The organism is Halobacteriovorax sp. RT-2-6 (assembly GCF_047085025.1).
Taxonomy (GTDB): domain Bacteria; phylum Bdellovibrionota; class Bacteriovoracia; order Bacteriovoracales; family Bacteriovoracaceae; genus Halobacteriovorax_A.
Window position 1 is genome coordinate 1451717 of record NZ_JBKIYH010000001.1, and the last position, 23602, is coordinate 1475318.

At 36.3% G+C, this 23602-nt stretch carries 16 protein-coding genes; all 16 read right to left on the reverse strand.

What is annotated here, in order from left to right:
- Positions 1-17: 17 nt before the first annotated feature.
- Positions 18-1049, reverse strand: a complete 1032-nt coding sequence (fliG, locus tag ACMAYS_RS06850; RefSeq protein WP_021266524.1) for a flagellar motor switch protein FliG — start codon at positions 1047-1049, stop codon at positions 18-20.
- 45 nt (positions 1050-1094) lie between these two features.
- A complete protein-coding gene (gene fliF / locus ACMAYS_RS06855; RefSeq protein WP_103218950.1) occupies positions 1095-2756 on the reverse strand; it encodes a flagellar basal-body MS-ring/collar protein FliF in 1662 nt (553 codons plus the stop codon).
- Between the two features lie 68 nt (positions 2757-2824).
- Entirely contained in the window at positions 2825-3187 is a 363-nt protein-coding gene (fliE, locus tag ACMAYS_RS06860; RefSeq protein ID WP_199177570.1) for a flagellar hook-basal body complex protein FliE, read from the reverse strand.
- 26 nt (positions 3188-3213) lie between these two features.
- Positions 3214-3657: a flagellar basal body rod protein FlgC gene (flgC, locus tag ACMAYS_RS06865; RefSeq protein ID WP_021265925.1), complete on the reverse strand. Its 444-nt coding sequence runs from the start codon at positions 3655-3657 to the stop codon at positions 3214-3216.
- Between the two features lie 14 nt (positions 3658-3671).
- Positions 3672-4079: a flagellar basal body rod protein FlgB gene (gene flgB, locus ACMAYS_RS06870; RefSeq protein ID WP_021266076.1), complete on the reverse strand. Its 408-nt coding sequence runs from the start codon at positions 4077-4079 to the stop codon at positions 3672-3674.
- 9 nt (positions 4080-4088) lie between these two features.
- Positions 4089-5021, reverse strand: coding sequence for a sigma-54-dependent transcriptional regulator (locus ACMAYS_RS06875; protein WP_103218949.1), 933 nt, complete (start codon positions 5019-5021; stop codon positions 4089-4091).
- A 42-nt stretch (positions 5022-5063) separates the two neighbouring features.
- Positions 5064-7739 carry a tetratricopeptide repeat protein gene (locus tag ACMAYS_RS06880; protein WP_103218948.1) on the reverse strand — a complete coding sequence of 892 codons (2676 nt, stop codon included), beginning with the start codon at positions 7737-7739 and terminating at the stop codon, positions 5064-5066.
- Between the two features lie 237 nt (positions 7740-7976).
- Positions 7977-9518: a sigma-54-dependent transcriptional regulator gene (locus tag ACMAYS_RS06885; RefSeq protein ID WP_412462983.1), complete on the reverse strand. Its 1542-nt coding sequence runs from the start codon at positions 9516-9518 to the stop codon at positions 7977-7979.
- Between the two features lie 152 nt (positions 9519-9670).
- Complete coding sequence (locus ACMAYS_RS06890) at positions 9671-9901, reverse strand: hypothetical protein (protein ID WP_103218946.1); 231 nt, start codon at positions 9899-9901, stop codon at positions 9671-9673.
- Positions 9902-9959: 58 nt separating this feature from the next.
- Positions 9960-11126, reverse strand: a complete 1167-nt coding sequence (metK, locus tag ACMAYS_RS06895; protein WP_103218945.1) for a methionine adenosyltransferase — start codon at positions 11124-11126, stop codon at positions 9960-9962.
- A gap of 119 nt (positions 11127-11245) precedes the next feature.
- Positions 11246-12940: a hypothetical protein gene (locus ACMAYS_RS06900; RefSeq protein ID WP_103218944.1), complete on the reverse strand. Its 1695-nt coding sequence runs from the start codon at positions 12938-12940 to the stop codon at positions 11246-11248.
- A complete protein-coding gene (locus tag ACMAYS_RS06905) occupies positions 12924-14348 on the reverse strand; it encodes a UDP-N-acetylmuramate--L-alanine ligase (protein WP_412462984.1) in 1425 nt (474 codons plus the stop codon). The genes ACMAYS_RS06900 and ACMAYS_RS06905 overlap by 17 nt, the downstream gene beginning before the upstream one ends.
- Positions 14349-14421: 73 nt before the next feature.
- Entirely contained in the window at positions 14422-18267 is a 3846-nt protein-coding gene (locus tag ACMAYS_RS06910) for a hypothetical protein (protein ID WP_392990791.1), read from the reverse strand.
- Between the two features lie 14 nt (positions 18268-18281).
- Positions 18282-19964, reverse strand: a complete 1683-nt coding sequence (locus ACMAYS_RS06915; protein WP_412462985.1) for a hypothetical protein — start codon at positions 19962-19964, stop codon at positions 18282-18284.
- Between the two features lie 86 nt (positions 19965-20050).
- A complete protein-coding gene (locus ACMAYS_RS06920; RefSeq protein WP_412462986.1) occupies positions 20051-20938 on the reverse strand; it encodes a hypothetical protein in 888 nt (295 codons plus the stop codon).
- Positions 20938-23589: a pyruvate, phosphate dikinase gene (gene ppdK / locus ACMAYS_RS06925; RefSeq protein ID WP_412462987.1), complete on the reverse strand. Its 2652-nt coding sequence runs from the start codon at positions 23587-23589 to the stop codon at positions 20938-20940. Before ppdK ends, ACMAYS_RS06920 begins: the two co-directional genes overlap by 1 nt.
- Positions 23590-23602: the final 13 nt, after the last annotated feature.

Genomic DNA, 23602 nt, shown 5'->3' on the forward strand with positions numbered 1-23602 from the left:
AAGCTACTAACCTTATCTTATACAAGGGCATCGCCATCTCCACCACGTGAGATAAACGCCTTACCTTGTTGTTCAAGTTCTTTACATTTGTGAACGATCTCTGCTTGAGCTTTTTCAACATCAGAAAGTTTTGTCGGTCCGAGAGCATCCAAATCTTCCTGTAGAAGAGTTGCTGCACGGTTAGACATATTTCTAAACAGCTTCGCTTTAATTTCTTCAGGTGCCGTTTTAAGAGCAATAACAAGTTTTTGCTGATCAACTTCTTTAAGAAGTGCTTGAATACCACGATCATCAACATAGACAAGGTCTTCGAAAACAAACATAAGCTTACGAATTTCTTCTGCAAGTTCTGGGTCTTTTTCCTCAACTCGTCCCATAATATTCTTCTCAGAATTCTTATCCATAAGGTTAAGCATATCTGCGATAGGTTCAACACCACCAAGTTGATTTGTATCAATTGTTCCAAGTGTAGAAAGTTCAGTCTTAAGTACATCATCAAGTTGTGCAATAAGTTCAGGAGAAACGAAGTCAAGGTTTGCTACCCTTAATACAACTTCGGCTTGAAGTCCCTCAGGAAGACGTCTTAGGACATCAACCTTACGCTCTGCTGATAAGTGAGCAATAATAAGCGCAATTGTTTGTGGGTGCTCGTTAATTAGGAAGTTAGCAAGTGTTCTAGTATCAACTAGCTCCAGTGATTCTAGTGTCTGATTGGCACCAACATCAATGATTTGACCAAGAAGTTGCTTAGCACGATCTTCACCAAGAGCATTAACAATAAAGTCACGAGATGAGTTATCAGAGAAAAGTAGATCATTTTCTTCGTTTAGTTCAGAGTAGAACTCCTCTAAAACACGCTTGATCATCCAAATTGGCGCCTTCTTAACATTAGACATCGCATTGATAAGACGTTTTACGTCGTTATCGCGCATATGTGCGAATATAAGTTGCGTCGTACTCACACCAAGAGAACTAAGCAGAAGTGCTGCTTTGTCCTGTCCTGATAGTAGCGAGTATTCTACATCTGGGTCTAATGATTGATCGGCCACTTTTCTCTCCTCTTCCTTAAAGGGCTCTATTATTTACTATTCTCATTACGCAATCTGCTTATCAGATTCCGTACTATGAATCATATCATGCACAATCTGTGCCGCTTTTGCAGGGTTTCCTTCAACCAGTGAAATAATCTTCTCACGTAGCATATTCCCTTCAATTTTCTCTGGATTAAGCTTTTCTTCAATCTGTGGAAGAGCATCCTCAAGTCCAGGTAGTTTTTGATTTGCTTGAACCTTTTCTAGTTCTTCTAGAGTTCTTGGTAAGAAATCTTCAACAGTTTCTACTGCGTTGTCTGTTACCCACTGGATAAATGGACGAACAACTACGAAGAAGAATAGTGAGATCGTTAAACCAATTGCAAGATACTTGAAGATATTCTTGATTAGCTCTCTATTTTCACGCTCACGCATAAGAGCATCAATGGCCTCAAGATCTTCTTGTTGAAACTCCATATTCTTAATTGTGATTACATCACCACGACGGTTATCAATACCTAGAGTTGAAGCAACGATCGCTTGAAAATTAGCAATATCAGCTTCCGACCATGGCTCATACTTAGTTACCGTCTTACCATCTAGCGATTGTGTTACACGTTTACCGTCAACCATTACTGCAGCAGAGATTTTTCTAACAGATGCAGTTGGTGATTTTGAACGAGTAACTTTCTTTGGAACATTATAGTTACGAGTTGCTAGTTCTTTTTTAACGTCATTTCTTGTCTCAGGAACACCTGGTTGAGGCTGCTCTCCAGGTAGATTTGAACGTGCTCCAGGAATACCTTGTGGAGAAGGACGTGAGCCTTGAAGGTTTTGAGTATTTGTTACTTCAGAGAGAACTGCCTTATTTTCAGAATCGTAAGTTGTTTGAGTCGATACACTTTCAGTAAAGTCCATATCAACAGAAACTTTAGCAATTACCTTTCCTGCACCTACGACTCTCGTTAAAATATCTTCAATTTGTTTTTCATACTTTCTATTTAATTTAGACTCAAGAGCAAGACGATTTGCTGTATTAGCAGTCATAGCATCACCGATATTTTCAGAAAGCTTCTTTCCTCTGTGATCTAAGATGACAACACCTTCTCCTCTCATTCCTTCTACAGATGAAGCAACAAGTGAAGAGATACCTTTAATCTCTTGTTCTGTTAGAGTAACTCCACGATTTAGCTCAAGAACAACTGAGGCCGTTGGTGGTTTCTTCTCAGATACAAACGGAGAAGATTCAGGAATATTTAAGTGAACACGTGCTCTTTTAACACCTCTTAGGTGCTTAATTGTCTTAATCAGCTCACCTTCAAGTGCTCTTTGCTTATTTACTTTTTGAACAAATGAAGTTGTACCAAAAGATTGATTATCAAATACTTCATACCCTACTGTTCCAGAAAATGAAAAACCAGAAGTCATCATTTTAAGACGGACAGTTTCAATCATATCTTCAGGGATACTAATTGTTTTACCATCTGCAGATGTCTTCTTCTCAACATTGTTCTGACTTAAGAAGACTTCAACTTTAGTCATATCTTCTTTATTAAGATCAGAGTAAAGAACTTTATAGTTAGTATGAGTGGCCCAAAGGACAACACCTAGTAGGAAGACTAGAATAACCCCAGTAACAGCAAAGAGAGAAATCTTCTTTCCTGCATCAAGTTCTCCGTAGAACTCTTTGAAGTTTCTAAGCATTTTATCGAAAAAATCTTTCACGTATCCTCCTGACACCTGAAACTCTTAATTCATCCTAAACTAAGAGATCATTAACAACTAGTTATTAACTAGACTTGCATTCTCATTACTTCTTTATAAGCATCAATTACTTTGTTACGAACTTGGTTCATTGTCTTAAAAGCAATTTCAGCTCTTTCAACAGCTAGCATTGTTTCGTGGATATTCTTACTTTCACCACTTACTAATTTTTCAATAGCTGTGTTAGCTTCTTTTTGTAAATTGTTAACATCCATGATCTGATTTGCTAAAAGTTCAGAAAAAGACTGACTCTTCTCAGATGGAGTAACCTTAGATAGCTCATCGAAGCCCTCTAATTTGAATTCTTCCGCGCCACCAGTTGGACTAGTCCACTCGCGCATTTTATGTGAGTTAAAGACGTCATTCATTGTAGTAATATTATTGATCGCCATGGTTTAACCCCTTTCCTTTATACTTCTTAGTTTCCACTTCCAATTTCAAGCGCTTTCATCGCCATACTCTTAGTCGTATTCATTACGTTAATATTCGCTTCATAACTTCTTGAAGCTGAAATCATGTCTGCCATCTCTTCCATTACATTAATATTTGGATAGGCAACATACCCTTGCTCATTTGCATCAGGGTGATTTGGTTCATATTTTAAGATTGGTGGTTTATCGCTCGAAACAACTTCTGTTGCATGAACAGATTGTGCTACTTCGCCCATCTCACCTTCTAAAATATCAGAAAAGCTTTCACGAGCTGGCTCGCTTCCAAAAGCAACTTCTTTCTTACGATATGGACCACCTTCGGCCGTTCTTGTCGTCTGGGCATTTGCAATATTTGAAGAAATCGCGGCCATGCGCTTCTTATTTGCAGCAACACCTGATGAACTAATTTTTAAACTCGTTAGTAAATCCATTATCTCCCCCTACTCTATTTTTCAGAGTTAATTGTATATTTCAGCATCCCAAGTTTCTTATTCAGTAACTTTACCGATGCATCATACAAAATTTTATTTTCTGCCATTTTGGCCATTTCAGCGTCTCTGTCGACAGTATTCCCGTCTTCAGAGACGATTCCATTTGGATCATCATAAATTTCAGGTTGAAGATTTTCAAAACCACCATTGCCAACGTCAAAGTGTTTCTCTTCAGAGGTCAACATTTCAAGATTCCCATCAACGTCTAAAGCTCTTGCAAGTGCTTCTTCAAAGTCAACTCGCTTTGCTTTATAGCCAGGTGTATCTGCATTAGCGATATTCGAAGTTAAGACCTCATGTCGGATCTGCCTTAAATTCAAAGATGCAGCTAGTGCTTTTAATGTCTTATCCTCAACCCTCATGATAAAACCTTATCTTAAGTTAACAAAGTATGAGTTTCCGTCTCCACGGTACTCATTGATTTTGTTTCTTAGTGTTCTAATTGAAACACCAAGAATCTTTGCAGCTTGAGTTCTGTTTTCAGAAGTATGGATAAGTGCCTTCTTGATAAGTAGCTTTTCAGCTTCTTTAAGAGACATTAGTCTGATTCCTTCTGAATCATCTTCAGAGATAACATTTACTGCTTTCTTCTCACCGATCTCTAGGTGTTCAGCTGAAACTTCATCTCCTTCAAAGTTTGCAAGAGCATTTTCAATTACTGCCTTAAGTTCTTTTACATTGTGAGTCCAGTAGTGAGAAAGAATCTTATTCATAGCATCGTCTTGAACGCTAACTTCTGCACCACCAAGAGTAGTTTTGATAATATTTTTTGCGATGTACTCTAGGTCACCTACTCTCTCTCTAAGTGGAGTTAGAGTGATTGAGTTAGATGAAATGAAAGTATATAGTCCACGGTAAAAACGACCTGCACCAACAAGCTTAGATAAGTTCTTAGTTGTTGTAGCAACCATTCTTACATCAATTTCATAATCAGTTAATTCACCAAGAATCTTGTGAAGCTTCTTTTGAAAAGTATCTTCTAGACCATCAACATTAACTAGAACAACAGTTCCACCGTTAGCGTTTTCGAATGCACCTTTAATGAAACGTCCTGTTTCTGGGTCTCTATAACCTAAGATCTCATTCTCAACTTGGTTTGCTTCTGCTGCGCAGTCTACAGTTACAAATGGCTTTCCCTGTCTTGTTGAATTTTCATGGATAAAACCAGCTAGTGTCTTCTTACCAACACCTGCTTCACCAACGATAAGTACTGGTGCTTTTGTAACAGCAACATTGTTTGCAACTTTGAGTGCTTTAACAATTTTAGGATCTTGTCCGAAAATTTCTGCTGTAAACGTATTCATCTGACCTCCTGTCTGTCATTGCCCGATCCGTGGGCTAAAATTTTATAGTGTACGTTTTTTCAAGTTAATTAATGTCAGCTCTGTCCTGGCCAACTCTTTCAGATAATCTTTAGCTTCACTATCTGAAAGTATTTCATTTAATAACTTTTCCCCAGTTGTGAAATCATTCATTCTTAGGCTTTCCTTTCCTAATAAGAACTTCACACGGTTTTTATAAAGAGAAGTTTTATACTCATTTAAGAATGTTCTTGCCTCATCTGCAGCAATCTTATCTGTATTCTTAAATAGGATTTCAATTCTTTGGTAATTTACTCTTTCTCTTAATCCCTCAACAACTGTATCAGCGATCTGGAATGAGCTAGCATCTTTTAGAAGTGCAGTTGATACCTTCAGGTATTTATCGAACTTCTTACTCTCATAGATTGATTCAAGGTAAAACTGGATTGAGTCAACAAGGTCTTTAGCATCAATTGAATTTGCATTTGTTCCACTTGCGTAGAATTTCTCATACTCTTTTTCAGCTTTTGAAAACTCTCCTCTCTTATAGTGAGCTAGAGCTTTATAGAATGTGATCTTTTCGAATCCTGGGTAGTCTTTTTCTGTACTCGCGATAATACGATCTACTGAAGAGTAATTTTTTAGCTTTAGATTTCTTAGAATTTGTAGCTCGTTTTTATACAAGTCCAATTTCTTAACTTCCTTGCGAGAAACCCATAGAGGGAAAGTATGAGCAGTTTCCTTTTTGCTCGCTATCATTTTCTCATACATTTTTTGAAATCCGTCCCACAGTGTAAGATTTATATACGATTTCGCGATAATAAATTGTATTTCAGGGTCTGCACCGATCTTAGCAAAATAAGTATCTTTGTAGATTTCCCAAGCGCGGATAGCACGAGCAAATTTTCCTTCATCAAAGTTAGACTTAATGATCCCGTACACAATTTCTGCACCATCAGCTTCAAAAACCTTCTTTTCACTAATCTTCATTCCTGCAATCGGTAGAGCTGTTAAGAAAGTCAGGGCCTCTTCATACTGTCCATCAACAATGAACGTTCTTAAACGAGTTTGCCAAAGTAGCATTTCGAGTTCTTTATTAAGTTTCTTATCAGTACCCTTATCAAGGAAAACTCTTGTTTCAATATCTTTTGAATCAGGCTTAAACTTTCTAATTGTACGAAGACCTACATAACGAATACGGGCCTCAAGGCTCACTTCTTGGTTTTGAGCTCTATTAATTGCATTCTTATAAAGCTCTAGTACTTCATTCTTTGGACGATCCTGTAGATCAGCAATAAGGGCCATACGAAGTCTTGCTTGAGCCGCTTCACTCACATATGAATATTTAGCGATGAAAGTATCGTAAATTCTAAATGCTTTTTCATATTGAGAAGTTCTAAAGTAAGCTTCAGCTGCGTTATAGTAGATTGACGGTAGGTATTCACCCTTAGTAGTTTTTGCAAAGTTCTCGTAAGCATCAATCACTTTTTCTTCATCATTTTGTCTCAGATAAGTGTACATCTCGTACGCTTTAAGCTTTTGCTTAGAAATGATCTTAACTAATGTCTTATCTTGAATTAAATTTTCTACTTTCTCAACTTGATTAAGGTTTGCAAGAGAAGAAAGAATATACTCTCCCATATACTCTAATTCTTCATAATCAAAATTTTCTTTTGCATCACTAAAGAATCTCTTTGCATACTTAAGGGCCTTAACGAAGTCTTTCTTTTCACGGTAAAACTGTACTAAGTATTTATAAATACCTTTTCTTAAGTCATAAACATCAGTTCTTTCAAGAATATTTGTGTACATTGAAACAGCAGTATCAACTGGCTTAATATCACCTTTTTCTAGTGTTTCTCTTAAAAGAGCATTTGCTTTCATGTAGTCATTGTATGGATTATATGACTTTGGAAATTTCTTCTCATAAAGCTTAATCGACTTATACATAAGTCCCCACTTACCTTTTCTATAAAGATTAAGTGTCAGTTGCATATGAGCTTCTTGTTCGTTCTTATTGTAATCAAAGTTCTTAATTGGAAAGAAGTATTCTGCAGTTTTTCTATTCGTTAAAATTTGTGTCTTTAGCTCTGGTGCAAGTGCTTGATAATCCCAGATAAAAGAGGCTCCATATCTAAAGTCACGATATGGATTCGTTTTTTTAGATGGAGCCTTTTTAACAACATTTTTTCTAACTTTCTTCGGAGCTGGCTTTGCAGCGGAAGCTTTTTTTACAAATTTTGGAGTTGATTCTTGGGCCGAAGCTTCATTCTTTTTCACAAGTGTTGAAACATCTTTAATTGCGGCTTGCTTATTGCTTACGGCACCGTCTTTCCAGAAGTCGACAAAGTAAGCACGATCACGATTTTTATAGAATGAGAAAACCTCTACATCCTTCTTTAACATTAATGTAATCGTGAAAACATTATTTCCAGACGTTGGCTCAGTGTATGAGATTGTCTTGATATACTTAGAAGAAGAGAAGTTCTTCAGCCCATCTTTTACCTTAGAGTAAACATCACCATCTAAAGTCGAAAATGATACCTCTGTGCTTGATTTCGTTACGTTAACTAGTTTCTTATCAATAAAAAACTTAACGCGTAGAAAGTCATTATGAGCTTCTGGAGTAACAATTGTTGCTGATGCGATATTTAGGAAGGCCGTACAAAATACAAGTACGATAAAAGATAATAAATTTTTTGAATTAAAATCTATCTTCATTTGGTAGAAACTTCCTGTTTCAAATTTAATAACGTCAATTATTTGGCAATTTCTTCGTCCTAAAGCATGCCGTGAATTCATTTTACAATATTTTGAAATATTTCAAAGGAAAATTTTTCTCATAGGACGATTTTTCCATGTCAAAGATTTTACATTACAGAATATTAGGCATTTAAAAAGCCGACTGTGAAAGTCGGCTTAAGTATTGGTGTCATAATGGCTTTGTTAAGTAGAAATTTATTGTTGCATATTAACGTCTAAATTTCTCTTCTTCATTTTTTCGATAAGTGTCGTACGATTCATCTGGAGCAGCTTTGAAGCTTGGTTCTTATTACCATTTGTTTTAATAAGAGCTTGCTTAATTAGCGACTCCTCTACTTCATTCATAAAATCTTTTAAATTGATACCGTTTTCTGGAAGACTAACAAGGTCATCTGTATCAATCATCGAACGATTTGTAAGAGCTAAGATTTTAGGCGGTAAATCTTGCGGTCTAATCTTATTCCCACCTCTTAAGATAACAAGTCTTTCAATTAAATTCTCAAGTTCACGAACGTTACCAGGCCATTCATATGACATAAGAATTTCAAAAGTCTCGTCATCTAATTCAATATCGTTTCTTCCGTCTGCACTTACAAAACGAGATAAGAAATATGATATTAAAAGTGGAATATCTTCCCTGCGATCTTTAAGAGCAGGGATTTTTATAGGAATTACGTTTAAACGATAATAGAGATCTTCTCTAAAATTTCCTTGCTGTACAGAATCTTCAAGGTTTCTGTGTGTTGCCGTAATGATACGAACATCAACAGGAGTCGTCGTTGAAGAACCAACTCGCTCGATTTCTCTTTGCTGTAGAACTCTAAGAAGTTTTACTTGAAGTAGTAGTGGCATATCACCAATTTCATCTAAGAAAATTGACCCACCATTAGCAGCTTCAAAGCGTCCCATGCGACTTGATACTGCTCCAGTAAAGGCTCCTTTCTCATGACCGAATAGCTCACTCTCTAAGAGTTCTCCAGGAATGGCACCACAGTTTACATTTACAATTTTATTGTGATTACGATTTGAAGATAAGTGAATGGCCTTCGCTACCAACTCCTTCCCTGTTCCAGAAGGTCCACCAATTAAGATTGTCGAATTAGAAGCAGCAACCTTCTTAATTCTTTCAAAAATCTTTCTCATTGGTTTTGAGCGTCCAATCATCCCACAAAACATATCATCTTCTGTAGGCATCTCTAGCTTGTATCTACTACTAAATGAGCGCTTATCGCTTGATACTGCTGAATTAGCATTAATCTCAAGACTTTCGCGATACTCTAGCTTGTGAACAAGAGCTCTAACAACTAGATCCTTAAGCGCTTCTAACTCAAACGGTTTTGTTAGATAGTGAAAAACACCTTTCTTCGTTGCCGCAATGGCAGTTTCAATTGATGCAAACCCAGTCATCGCTATCGAGCTAAAAGTTAGCCCACGCTCTTTTAAGAGGTCGATTAAGTAAAGCCCATCTGAAGAATTATCTTCAAAACTAATGTCAGTAATTAAACAAAAGCGATCAACTTGATTCTTTGTAATATGCTCGATTGCAAGTGCAGGAGAAGAGAAACTAATAACTTCTAGGTTAATCTTCTTACTTAGATACTTCGTTATCATTGCGGAAAGAGTTTGATCATCTTCCACGACAATAATGACTGGTTTTCTTCCTTGATCGATTTTTACTTCATTATCTGATTCATCATTAGAAAATGTATCAGTTAGAAAACTAAAATCATTCTTCATGTGTCATTGCCTCTCATCGTGTGAGGTTAAAATTGTCCCACTAAAATGGTATCGAATAATTCGTGGACGTGTCAATTTTTTAACACCAAGATAAAACTTCCGAAACTAGCATAAATAGCTAATATTACAGTATTAAACAAAAAGTTTAGTCTCTAAAAGTTTCTTACAATATCTAAGAAATAATGAACAACTTTGTCTGGGCCACCGGCCATTATCCAAATAAAGAGAAAGAAACTTGAGATACAAGAGCAAAGTGCAAAAAATAATGGTGGCAGAGTATAGCCTCTAAGCCAGTAGTAATACGCAAAACGGCCACCGATTATAATAATTGGAATTGACCAAAATGGCGTGTAGCGCAATGTGAACATGAGGAATTCATTCATAAAGGTATTTTAAACTGAAAACAAAAAAAAAGCTCCCTATTGGGAGCTCTTTTTTATATTAAAGGCATAAAGCTTTTAACTTCTCTACGTAAGACAGCTCTTCCCAAGGAAAGAATCCATCTTTAGTTCTACCAAAGTGCCCATAAGCAGCAGTTGGAGAATAGATTGGTCTTAGAAGATCTAGTCTTTCAATGATTGAAGCTGGCTTCATATCAAAGATTTGGTTAACAGCATTGTTAATCTTTGCAACATCAACTTTCTCTGTACCAAAAGTATCAACAAGTAGTGACATTGGCTCAGCAACACCAATTGCGTATGCAACTTGTACTAGAGCTTTTTCAGCTAGACCTGCAGCAACGATGTGCTTAGCAATTTGTCTTGTAGCATAAGCAGCTGAACGGTCAACTTTAGTTGGATCTTTACCAGAGAATGCACCACCACCGTGAGCACCGTGACCACCGTAAGTATCAACGATAATCTTTCTACCAGTAAGACCACAGTCACCCATTGGGCCACCGATAACAAATTTACCAGTTGGGTTAATGAAGTATTTTGTGTTGTTATCAACAAGTGAAGCTGGAACAACTTTATTAACAACTTCTTCTCTTACTGCTTCTTGAACTTGAGCAAGAGTCATGTTGTCTGAGTGTTGAGTAGAAACAACGATTGCATCAATACGTGAAAGTTTACCATCTACGTACTGAGCAGATACTTGTGTCTTACCATCAGCTCTAAGCTCACCTAGAGTTCCATTCTTTCTAACTTCTGAAAGTCTTTCAGCAAGTCTGTGAGAAAGATCAATTGTCATTGGCATAAAACTGTCTGTTTCATTACAAGCGTAACCAAACATTAGACCTTGGTCACCAGCACCTAATTCTGTATAAGTACCTTCACCAACGTTTACACCTTGAGCGATATCTGGTGATTGCTTATCAAGAGCAACCATAACTCCACAAGTGTTAGCATCAAAACCTTTGTCAGAGTGATCGTATCCAATCTCTCTAATTTTATTTCTTACTGTTTCTTGAAAATCGATATTAGCTTTCGAAGTAATCTCACCTGCAAGAACAACTAAACCAGTTGTAATCATAGTCTCACAAGCAACACGAGATTTTGGATCTTGTTCTAACATCGCATCAAGTACCGCATCACTGATTTGATCCGCAATTTTATCAGGGTGCCCTTCTGTTACTGATTCAGAAGTGAATGTAAAATCTTTTAGCACTGCCTCATCTCCTAGCTATAAATAATTAATACACTAATAATTGAATGAATATACTTCTATTAGCACGTTTTAACAACTAGTTTAAGGCACTATTTTCAATAGTTTATACTCAATAAAAATTAGTAATCATCGTTCTTTACGAAGTATTTGAAATAATGAGGATTACGATATTGGTAGAATTTACCAGTCCTCGCAGAATGTACATAAACATTATTTTTATAGCGATAAACATCATATGTTTGCTCGCCACTATCTTTAAATGAATACAAGAAGTTCAAGTTCTTACGATTCAGTAGAGTATTTAATCTTGTCGTATTATGAATTAAAGGCCCAGGCCTTTCTTCCATGCTTGAATATTCATCCCATAGTGATGACATATCCATTCTTCCCAGCATTGATGCTCTCGAAAAATAGCGAGTAGCTTTGAAATCTTTATCAGGGTTATGTAACTCATCTAAAATCATTTTCAAGTTCTTACGCATTAGTTTGCGAGCAGACTTTGATTGATCAGGACAAAAGATTCCTTTAGATGCAGGAATAAAAAAGTAAGTAAAAGAGAATTGTCCCCTTTTAAAAAGTACATTTAACCAAGGATACTTTTGTGTGTCCTTAACTCCAGCATCTAATAGTGACTGATAGAAAGGCTCGTCACTTTCAATAGTATTATAGCCAGGATTATCAACACGATTGATTACAACCTTAGCAACATCTCTTCTTTCACTTCCGTAACTATCGTCAAGGCGACCAACTTCATGAATGAGAATCGTCTCAAGTGCATATAGCTTGCGATAAATTTCTTTTTGTCTTTTCCAAAACTTATAAACTAATGCTTCTTTATCATAGATATACTTACTTAAAGCATAACGTGCTTGATTCTTATCTTCGAAAATTTTCTTTAAGATATCATCTTTCGTTTTACTCTTATTTAAAAGATCAACGTAGTAATCCTCTCGTTCAATGATTTTCTTTTGCCAATAATTTGTTCTAGCAAAAGTTTTCTTATAACCTTGTCTTAAAACGCCATCAAGACGAGAAATTAAATCCGAAATATCATAACGGAGGTCTTCCGTTAAAAATGGCTTATCAAAACCAACAATACGTAAATAAACTGAATCAATTAGTGACCGTAAGCTTAGATCAGATCGACCTTTTTTAGGGTCAACACTCCCATCTTCAACGATCTTCCTTAACAAATAAGCAGAGTTTGACTTCTGCTTACCTTCTGCTGTCTCTATATCTTTCACTTTATCGTATTCACTTCTTAGGTGAAGATGATCAACGGGAAAGCTGAATGACTGTAGAAAGAAAAGACTATTTAAATATACTTCAAGATCTGTTAGAAATTTTTTTATCTCGTTCTTTGATTTTAAAGCGACTAATGATTTAGTTTTTAAGTCTTTTATATAGCGATATTTATAATTGTGGCGCATGGCCTTTTCAAACTGATTTTGAATTTCACGATTTCGCGAAAGAACATTTCTAAACGAACGCATTTTTGAAAGACGTTTATTAACACCCTTAATCCACTCACGTTTCTTTTGCATTAATGGGAGATATTCTTTAATCGTAGCTTCATCAAGTTCACCATTTAGTTTGAACGGAATAAAAATACCATTACCTAAAAAGTTTTTATAAAGCTTTTGTGACTCATTATATATCTTCATTGAGCATGTCGCTTTATACTGGGCGCGATGAAGTTTCATATACTCATTAATAACTTGAGCATCACTAATTTCTTTTGCTTGAACAAACTGATTTGAAAAACTTGTAAAAGCGATTAAAAATGGAAGAGTTGTTTTAAAGTGCTTTAACAAACTCACTACTCCATAAACCGAGACAAGAACTATTGCTCATAACTAATTGAACACTTTGCCCGTTACTATTTTCTTTAATTAAAGAAATTAAAGGCTCTAGCTCAGTGACAACATTTGTTCTAATTCCGCTTTTCTCTAAGTCTGATTGTAACTTATCAACATCTAAATCCCCCTGCCCTTTGGCCGTCGTCGGACGAGATGGTTTGATAATCGTTGCACTGGCAGCCTGTTTTAAAGAATCAGCAAAGCGCTCTTGAAATAGGTCACTTCGAGCTGTTGCTGAGCCTGGCTCTAAATAAGCATGTATCTTCTTACCTGGATATTTTAATGAAATAGCATGTAGTGTTTCCAAAACAGCTGTTGGATGGTGTGCAAAATCATCGATTATCGGAGACTCGTTATATATCCCCTTAACTTCTTGCCTTCTTTGAACCATTCTTAGATCTAGTATTCCTGCTTGAATCTCTTCAGGCTTTTTCCCAGCTTTTAAGGCAACGATAATAACAGAAGCTAAATTTAAAATATTATGATGTCCCATTAGATTTGTTTTGAATTCGTGATCACCCAATGAACATTTCATAGTAAATGTCGTTAAACCATTATCGACATTGATTATTTTCACATTATCACGATCATATTCTGACCAAGACTTATCCGTAACCTTAAGATCGTTAATACTTTTCCATTCAGAGCATGCAATTACTTCGTCCACACTAGGAAGAATTGCTTTAAACTCATTTTTTATATCTTCAATTGATTCAAAAATATCTGCATGGTCGAACTCAAGAGATGTAATAATTAATTTATTAATATAGTAAGAGCGAAATTTTGAGAATTTTTCAAAGTATGCCGAATCGTACTCATCCGATTCAATAAAGAAGTAATCCCCTCTTCCAACTCTTGCAGGTGGGCGCTCGTCCATAACACCACCGATAAGGTAGCCCGGCTCCATCCCCAACTTTTCAAAAAGTTGAACACCGAAGTATGTAGTTGTCGTCTTACCGTGCGTCCCCGAAATACCAACAACAGTTTTATCTTTTAAAACGAGTGCTCCAATAGCGGCCGGAAATGAACAAAAAGGAATTCCTGATTCTTCAATAAATTTTGCATCATCAGAGTTTCTTGCAACGACATTACCTACAACAATTAGATCAAAATCTTTAATTACTTCTTCAATATTATGTTCTTCAAATTTATAGACATCAATACCCGAGTTATCTAGATAGGTACTCATTGGTGGGTAAAACATACGATCCGCACCAGCTACTTCAAAGCCTGCTTCTTTTAGTAAACAAGCAGCTGCTCCCATTCCCGTCCCACAAATGCGGTAAAAGAATACTTTTTTAAATTTATTTGATTCTGTTAATGCAGAAAGTGCATTTATATCTTTATAATTTTCTAAATTCATAACTTACCCTTTATCCGTCAATTTTAACCGTTTTTCGGACAAAGGGTAAGGGTAAATATTTGTAATTAATCAATTACTGTTGAGATAGGAACATTTTAATTACATCCTTACATGTCTTAGTTGAGTTTGCAGATGTAATACCATCCGGGTTAATTTGATTCCACCACTCAAGCACCGCTTTAACTTTGAAATCTTCATTATCATCGGACTGTACCGCAATTCTTTCTAATTCAGTTGGTTTGAGTTGGCGTCCAATCTTTTCCTCAACAGCATCCTGAATTGCTTCAAGATCTCCAGCAGGTTCAATTGAAATAATCTCATCAGGAAAGACAATCAGTGGAATCATCTCTTCTAGCTCATTATAATTTGAAACAAGATTTAATAAGCTCCTATTATTAGACATCTTTAGTGCGGCTATATTTTGCCCTTTAAATTCACTAGCAAAACTATCTGCTACAGATAGGACTGAGCCTGATAAAAATGGAGAACCTAAAGGCTCAACACTATGCCCTTTAAATACTGCGGCCAACGATTGAAATTCAACTGGCATATATTGACCTGACTTTTTACTAATTTTTTTATCAAAGAAAGTTTTTAAAGAACGAAGCCTTCTCGTATAACTTCCCTGATTCTTAGTTAGCATTTTGGCCATAAGGAAGTGTCCACCATCATCTGATTCACGAACAAGATCATCTCCTAGGCCTCTAAAGCTCACAAAGAAGTCATCACTTGGATTTTCAATTTCTTTTAACCATCTTTGCCAAGCTGCAATCTCAGTTGGCTCCATTTGTTCCCATGGCATATAAGCTTCAATAAGTTCTGCCACTTTCTTACGATTACCTGAAGAAATATAATCATCTAATTTGAGATCTTGCGCCTCAAGTGCTTTATGAAGTTCTTTCCATTGTTTGGCCAAACCATTTCGAACAGTCTTTTCAGAACGCACTTTCTTCTTAAGGTTATTTACAATTTTTGACGCGTGTTCTTTTCTCGTATTTGCATATTGCTCAATTTTAGAAAGTGCTTCATCAGCATTTCCTTGGAAGTAGCCTCTCATCATATTAGTTAGCTTATCCATAGCATCTACTTCTGCACGTGCTAAAAACTCACGAGAACGCATTGATCCATGCTTTGCATTTAAAGCTGCTTCGGCCCAAAATACCGGATGTTTCAAGAAGTCGCCATTGCGTGTAATTTGCTCCACATGCATAGCCTCTTCTAAAAGAACCAGAGGATTCTTATATCCTTCCTCAGTAAAGCGTACCTTTATTAGAAGCCCTTTTTCAGGATCAACATCTGGAACAATTTCAGCAAGCTTTCCATCTTCAAGTGTAGCATTCTTTTCAACTACAACTTCATATCTGTAGTTTTTAGCATTTCCTTGTAAGTTAGCTGACTTAATATATTCATTAAAAATATAAACAGGATCTTTATCAAATTGTGCTTTAAATTTTGCATGTGTATCAAAATCGACTAAAAGATCTTTTGTTGATTGGTCTGGTTTAAAAAATGATAAGTGACAGAATTTATCATCAACACAAACATCTGAGTTATTAACAGTAGGTAGGAAATTAAATTTTAAATTACCATTATAAGTAACTTGTGCATCAAGACCAGCTTGCTTAAATGCGGACTGAGAATAAAGATTTACAAGGAAGTCACTGTCAAGACCTACGTATTTTGGAATTGTAACAAATTCCTCAGATGGAGGTCCTCTTATAAAATTGATTTCACAAAACTTAGAAACCTTACTAATTTCTTTTTCTAAGTCAGCAACAACTTCTTTATATTGCTCAACAATAGCATCTGTATCAGCATGAACGTTGATAATAATCTTATCTGTTTTAGGATGCCACTTACCATCAACAAATTTCTTATCGATAGAAATCTTTGGCATATGCCCAAACTCTTCAAGTTTTCTTAAAACATAGCTTGAAACTTCAGATGATTCAGTAATTCTCTTTGTAAAGTAATTATCACTAAAGTTATCAACTGAATCGACTACGGCCTGAATCTCTGCTTCAGAAACATTCTTATTATCCTTTAGCATTGAAAAGACATAATACTTTAATGTATTTGCCTTATTCCCTAGTACTTTATCAATTGTACTTCTCAATATTCCAATGTGGTTATCAGCAGTATTTACTCCTTGAGGAATACCTACTTTGTCTCTATCAAGCATTGCATAGAGAAGTTTATTCAATGAATTTCTTCTTTTTGCACCAGTGGCAGATGCGAGTGTTTCACCTTCAGAATTTAAAACATCTGAAATTAGAAGATAAGCTTGGAGATCATCATCTTGACCATTAAGAATTTTTCTTAAGTGACTTACTTCAACTTCAACAAAATCTGAATGACTAGAACTCTCTGTTAACCACTCATTTGTTTCAATAAAAGGAGAATAAACATGATCAACAGTACCACCGACTTTAGCACCATCAATATCCATAATCGTTCCACGAAGTTTTTTGCTTTCTCCGTCTAAACGAGTATGTGAAGGAATCACAAGATCACCAACACTATAGCCTTTATCAGGAAACGCTCCCGCAGTACCGATATATGTTATATTCTTATGTCCAGTATTCTTTAAGGCCTTAGCAAGTGGAGAGATCTCATCCCCCCAACTGTTAGCAACAACACGCCAAACAACGTCTTCACCTTCAGAATTTTTAAAGACAAGATCAGACATTGAGATAACATAGTTATCATAGTCATATTTCTTAAACTCAAAAGGTTCTATCCCCTTGGCCTTAATTGTCTTTTCTAATTTCGTATAAGCTGTTTCGACATCTTTTTTATTTTTGAAAATATCGTATTTCTTAATATCACCATCAGCCATTAACGCTTTAAAGGAGTCTTTCAATTTATCCGAAATATGTGAAAGCACCAAATCAGGCTCGTCTTCGTAAAGATTTTTAAGTGCACGTACTTTCCATAACGTTTCAAACGTCCTCTCAATAGCACCCTTTTGACCAATGATGACTCTTTCAGATTTTGGTAAATGTCTAAAAATACCTGATAACTCATCCTCCATCATTTTGTGAGTCTCATCCAGATCACCAAAGATTCTCACCTTATTAGTTACTGTGTGACCTCTTTTAGAAAGTCCAAATTGCAACATTAAGTGATTAAGGCGATCTTTCCCACCAATGGCCGTGATAGCGTAGCGATAAGTTGATTCTCCAGGATATTGAACAGCATAAATTTTATTATAATTATTAGCAAAAGGACGGATTTCCTTTAATATCTGACCACCATTTGCCTGAAGATTCTTTAAGAATTCTCTTGAGTTCTCAAGGTGAAATTCTACATCGCGATTACTTTCAACAGCTTCCCAAAATACAGCACGTGTTGTTCGATTAGAAATATAGTGATCCGCATCTAGGGTTAATTCACCATTTTTAATTCCTTGATCAGGAAGAGTGAATTCTGATCGCGGCTCTACTTTAGTAACAGCTGAATCATCTTTTGGTTTAATCTTAGAATCTAGAAGAGTAAAACCTTCATTAAGCTTATTCTTAAAGAAGTTATAACCCCATTCATAGCTTGTTTTTGTCCCAGAAGGCTTCTTACCTAATCGATCTTTTAGAATATCATAAATGATTGCATCATAATTTTTTGCATCAAATATTCTTGAATCGCTTGAATATTTATCGACGATATAATCAAGCTCAACTTTTTTAAGAACATCTAATGATTCCCCATCAATCTTCTTTCCAAAATTATTAACGTACTCGCCGATATAGTAATCAAGTTTATCAACTGCTAATAAAGTCTCTAGCCTCTCCATATCTGCAACAGATGCAGGAGCTCTCGTACTAAAATACGAATATTCAGAGCGATCGACCTGAGTATACTGTGTTAAAACAGTGAGAGTGAGTAGTAAGACGGAAAGTAAACCAAATGCTTTCTTATGCATGTATTCCTCTTTTATTATTGTAAGAAGCTCTTAATAGCGTATAAACAATTATTAATCTTAGGCATTTCATCAATCACTTTTACTTTCCCCTTACTTGAAGAAGAAAATTTATTTTTTAAGTTACTAAAGAAATTACTAATCTTCTTGGCAACTCCAACATTACCTTCTGCCGATCCTGTTAAGTTTGATTTCAACTTTGGAACTAGGTATGCCTTATCATATTCATTGAACTCACTTGAGCGAGACAGAATCTCGTCAGCGATACTAGGCCCTTGTGTATCTCCATAAATCCTAATCATTTCTTTTCTAAGACCGTCATGAAGTGAGTCTTTAATCGCCTCGCGATTTGTCTTCTCCATATAATCTTCATCAAAGAATCCAACCATTTCATCTGGGAAAGTAATTAGTGGAGCAAGGTATTCCATTTCAGACTTAAAACCAGACATTTGATTAAAAATCAGAAGCTCTGGATCGATTAGGAAAGCCCCCATAGCACCTTTTGCATCGGCCACAGTCTTATCATCTGCAATAGAAAAACCAAATGTATATCCAGTATCAAAATTTGAAGTGAAAGAAAGGAATGGGCTTCCTTGCGCTTCAATTGAGTGTTGTTTAAGCATTGTCGTTAAACGAGCTGTTTCGACAAATTTAGAGTCTGCATTACTTGGGTTTGAAGCAATCTTCTTACCATACATCGTCTGTAAAGAACGAAGCCTACGGTTATAGGTCCCTTGATTTCTTGTAAGAATTGTCGACATTGAGCCAAGGTTTGCTTGCTTAACAGCATCCTCATATTCTAGCTCTTGACCATTTACGATTTGTGGAAAAAGTCGATCTCCATAAGTTCCACGATATACTAGAACCTTATCTTTGGCTTCAATAGGGTTTCGCATGCGCTTAAGAATATGATTCCAATACGAATCTTCAATAGGAGTCATTTGCTCCCAAGGAAGATATTTTTCAAGAAGATCTGCAACACCTTTTCGGTCATTACTTTGAATAAGTGCTTTAAGCTGATGATTTTCAGCAGCTTTATCCAGCGCGGCCATTGCATTTTTTCGCGCTGTCTCTTTCGCCTTCATTTCTTTTTTCACAACTTTAAAATCACTTTCAAGTTGAGAGATTCCTTCTTCGATCGTTTTACGATCTTCATCGTAAAGCGCTGAATCACCTAATGCCTTAATTTTTAATTCTTCTAAAGCGATCTTTGCACGAAGGTCTCCATTTTTAGCATTATGTGCAATTTCAAAGAATGAATAGATATTTACGATATTCTTTTTCTCATTAATTTCAGATAGAAAATTGAATAAAAGACTCTTTGAAGATTTAGTGATTGCTTCATTATTTGTTGAACGAATAACTTTTAAAACATGAACACCATTTTCTTCAATAGATGTATCAATTGCAAATGCTTGACCTTCAGGTAAATCCATAGAGTCTAGTGAAATTAAGACGGCCCTTGTTTCACTCGAATCATAAACTCTCTTTTGTAAGTTTACATTGTAATGTGCAACTAGTTCTTCTAAGTTACGGTCAAATAGGTCAGACACCTCTGTAACAGAATTTAAGTAAAGAGCAGGTTGATTACTAATCTCACCATCGACACTTGAGATCGATCGATCTTTTTGCTGACAAGACATTAGTAAGAATGAGAATACTAAAAATAATAATTGAATGCGCTTAAGGACGAGTCCCATTATTCATCTCCGATAAAATACTTGATATTTATCGGCAATTATTAAGAATTTCTTAATTGAAGCTATAAGAGGAACTGTAAATTCAGCTACTTAGAAAAGAAATTATTTGCGATTTCCTTCCTGATTTCACTTAATTTCTGGCGGTCATACCAATACTTAATGACTTCATTCGATAAGATCACCACTCCTTTTTGCGAGTGTGGCTCAATCCAAACTGAAGTACCTGTAAAACCAAGATGACCAAAAGTATCTTTATTGGAATAAATACCTGCAAGAGATGTTTCAGGATTTGTCACGCTATCCCAACCATTAATAAATCGATGATCACTTTCACGATTTGTTTTATTAATTAATTGATAATCATTATTTACTCTTAGAAGTGTTCGGCAAACGCCATCAATGGTTCCAAAGAGCCCAGCATGTGAAACTTTCTGCGCAATAACGAAAGCATTATCATCGTGAACTTCCCCATCAATGATATCTCGGTTTCGACGCCCCGTTGGCACACAGATCTCATCTTCGATATCAAGCCAATGCTTTATTTCTTCATCCCACATTGTTGAAACAAGTTCGTAAAGCCCTTGCTCCTTTTCGATTTCAAGCTGAAGTCTTAGTGCGCCAAAATCAGAATAAAGAGTTTCACTCTCTTTAATCTCATAAGAAAGAATTTGTTCTCTCCAAGTATCGACAGAGAGTCTACCCCAAGAATTCAAACCACCACGATGATTTAAAAGAAGCTTCATATCTTCAGAGAATAGCTCTGGTTTATTTAAATAAGCAAAACCAAGCGTAAGAGGCTTTGTCAGAGAGGCCAAATCAAAATAAACCTTTTGACCTTTTAAAAATGGATTTTCAAAAAAAGAAAATGTTTCATACGTACTTTTTTTGAAGTCAATATAAGCAAAAGCAAGGCAGTTAAAATTATAACTGCCAAACTCTGCTTTTATTTTGTTTGTTAATTCTGTAATCGACATTACTTGTTGCGAATCACGGCCTGTGCTGCTGCAAGACGAGCGATAGGAACTCGGTAAGGAGAACAAGAAACATAGTCTAATCCAATTCTATGACAGAAGTCGATTGATTGTGGCTCACCACCATGCTCTCCGCATATTCCAACGTGAATATCTTTATTGGCACTTCTACCTTGCTCTGTTGCAAACTTAACAAGATAACCAACACCTTCTTGATCAAGAGAAACAAATGGATCATTTGGAAGAACTGATTTTGAAATATATTCAGTTAAGAAACGTCCAGCATCATCACGAGAAAGTCCAAAAGTTGTTTGTGTTAAGTCATTTGTACCAAACGAAAAGAAGTCTGCATGATTTGCAATCTCAGCAGCAGTAATAGCAGCACGAGGAAGCTCAATCATTGTTCCAAGTTTGTATTTGAACTCTTTATCACCTTTTGTCTTATTAATTGTTTCAACAAGAATTTCTCTTAAGATTGATAGTTCTTTTGCTGTTGCAACAAGAGGAATCATAATCTCAGGTCTAACATCAACACCTTCAGCAATAGACTCAAGAGCTGCTTGAGTGATAGCAGTTACCTGCATTGTATAGATTTCTGGATATGTAATTCCTAAACGACAACCACGGTGTCCAAGCATTGGGTTGAACTCGTGAAGTCTTTCACAGCCATCTTCAATTGTTTTAACTTCAACATCAATATACTCAGCAAGTTCTTTTTTCTCTTCATCTGAGTGAGGTAAGAACTCGTGTAGAGGTGGATCAAGAAGTCTGATATTAACAGGCATACCATCAAGGGCCTTGAATATTCCTTTGAAGTCTTCTTTCTGATAAGGAAGAAGTTTTGCAAGTGCTCTTTCTCTTTGAATTGTTGAATCAGCGAAAATCATCTCACGAACTGCAAGGATTCTCTCAGGCTCAAAGAACATATGTTCCGTACGACAAAGTCCAATCCCTTCTGCACCAAATTTAACGGCCGTTTCACTGTCTTCTGGGTTATCAGCATTAGTACGAACTCTAAGTGTTCTAATCTCATCTGCCCAAGTCATAAACTCAGCGAAATCTGCATTGATTTCAGCATCAAGTGTTGGAACCTCACCTTCAATAACTTCACCTGTTCCACCATCAAGTGTGATGAAGTCACCTTCAACATATTTCTTATCGCCAATTATCATCGTGCGATTCTTACTATCAACGAGAATGTCAGAACATCCAGCAACACAAGGCTTCCCCATACCACGAGCAACTACGGCCGCATGTGAAGTCATCCCACCACGAGCAGTTAAGATCGCCTGAGCGGCTGCCATTCCAGCAATATCTTCAGGAGAAGTTTCTTGGCGAACAAGAATAACCTTCACACCATTTTCGTGCATACTAGTGGCATCGTCTGAGTGAAATACAATCTTACCTGCACCAGCTCCTGGAGAAGCAGGAAGACCTTTTGCAATAATATTCTTTGTTGCATCTGGATCAAGTCTCGGGTGAAGAAGTTGGTTAAGTGCTTCAGGATCGATTTGCATAATCGCTTCTTCCTTCGTCACAATTCCTTCTTTCTCAAGATCAACAGCAATCTTTAATGCAGCTGCTGCAGTTCTTTTTCCATTACGAGTTTGAAGAAGATATAGTTTATCTGCTTCAATCGTAAACTCGATATCCTGCATATCTTTGTAATGCTTTTCTAGTTGCTGATAAAGTTCAGTTAATTCAGCAAACGCCTTAGGCATATATTCTTCAAGTGTTTTTTCATTTCTATTTGAATCATTCTTTGAACACTCGTTAATTGGAGCAGGAGTTCTAATTCCCGCAACAACATCTTCCCCTTGAGCATTTACAAGGTATTCACCAAAGAACTTCTTATCCCCAGTAGAAGGATCACGAGTGAAGCAAACACCTGTTGCACAATCATCACCCATATTTCCAAAAACCATGGCCTGTACGTTTACAGCAGTTCCCCAGTCTCCTGGAATATTATTAAGCTGACGGTACTTGATAGCTCTTGGGTTATTCCATGAACCAAAGACTGCTTCAATTGCTAGCCATAGTTGTTCCATTGGATCAGTAGGAAAAGCCTTTCCTGTTTCTTGTGCAATAATTTGCTTATAGACTTTTACTAAATTTTTAAAATCTTTTGCATCTAACTTTGTATCAGAATCAACGCCCTTTGCTTCTTTTAAATCTTCAAGAGTAGATTCTAAGAGTGAGTGGCTCATTCCCATAACAACGTTTGCATACATTTGAATGAATCTTCTATATGAGTCCCAAGCAAATCTCTCGTTATCAGACTTCTTGGCAAGGGCCTCAACAGTTTCGTCATTAAGTCCTAAGTTTAGAACCGTATCCATCATTCCTGGCATCGAAACTCTTGCTCCAGAGCGAACAGAAAATAGTAAAGGGTTGTCTCCACCACCGAAAGTTTTCTCTGTTGAAAGCTCAACAAGCTTTAGAGACTCAATAACTTGGGCCTTAATTTCTTCATTTATTTTATTGGCTTTTTGATAATCGATACAGGCTTCAGTTGTAACTGTAAAACCTGGAGGGACTGGTAATCCAAGAGCAGACATTTCAGCCAGGTTGGCACCTTTACCACCTAGAAGATTTTTCATGCTTCTATTACCTTCAGTTTTTTCCTTTGAAAACGAGTAAACCCATTTACTCATAACTGCGCTCCTT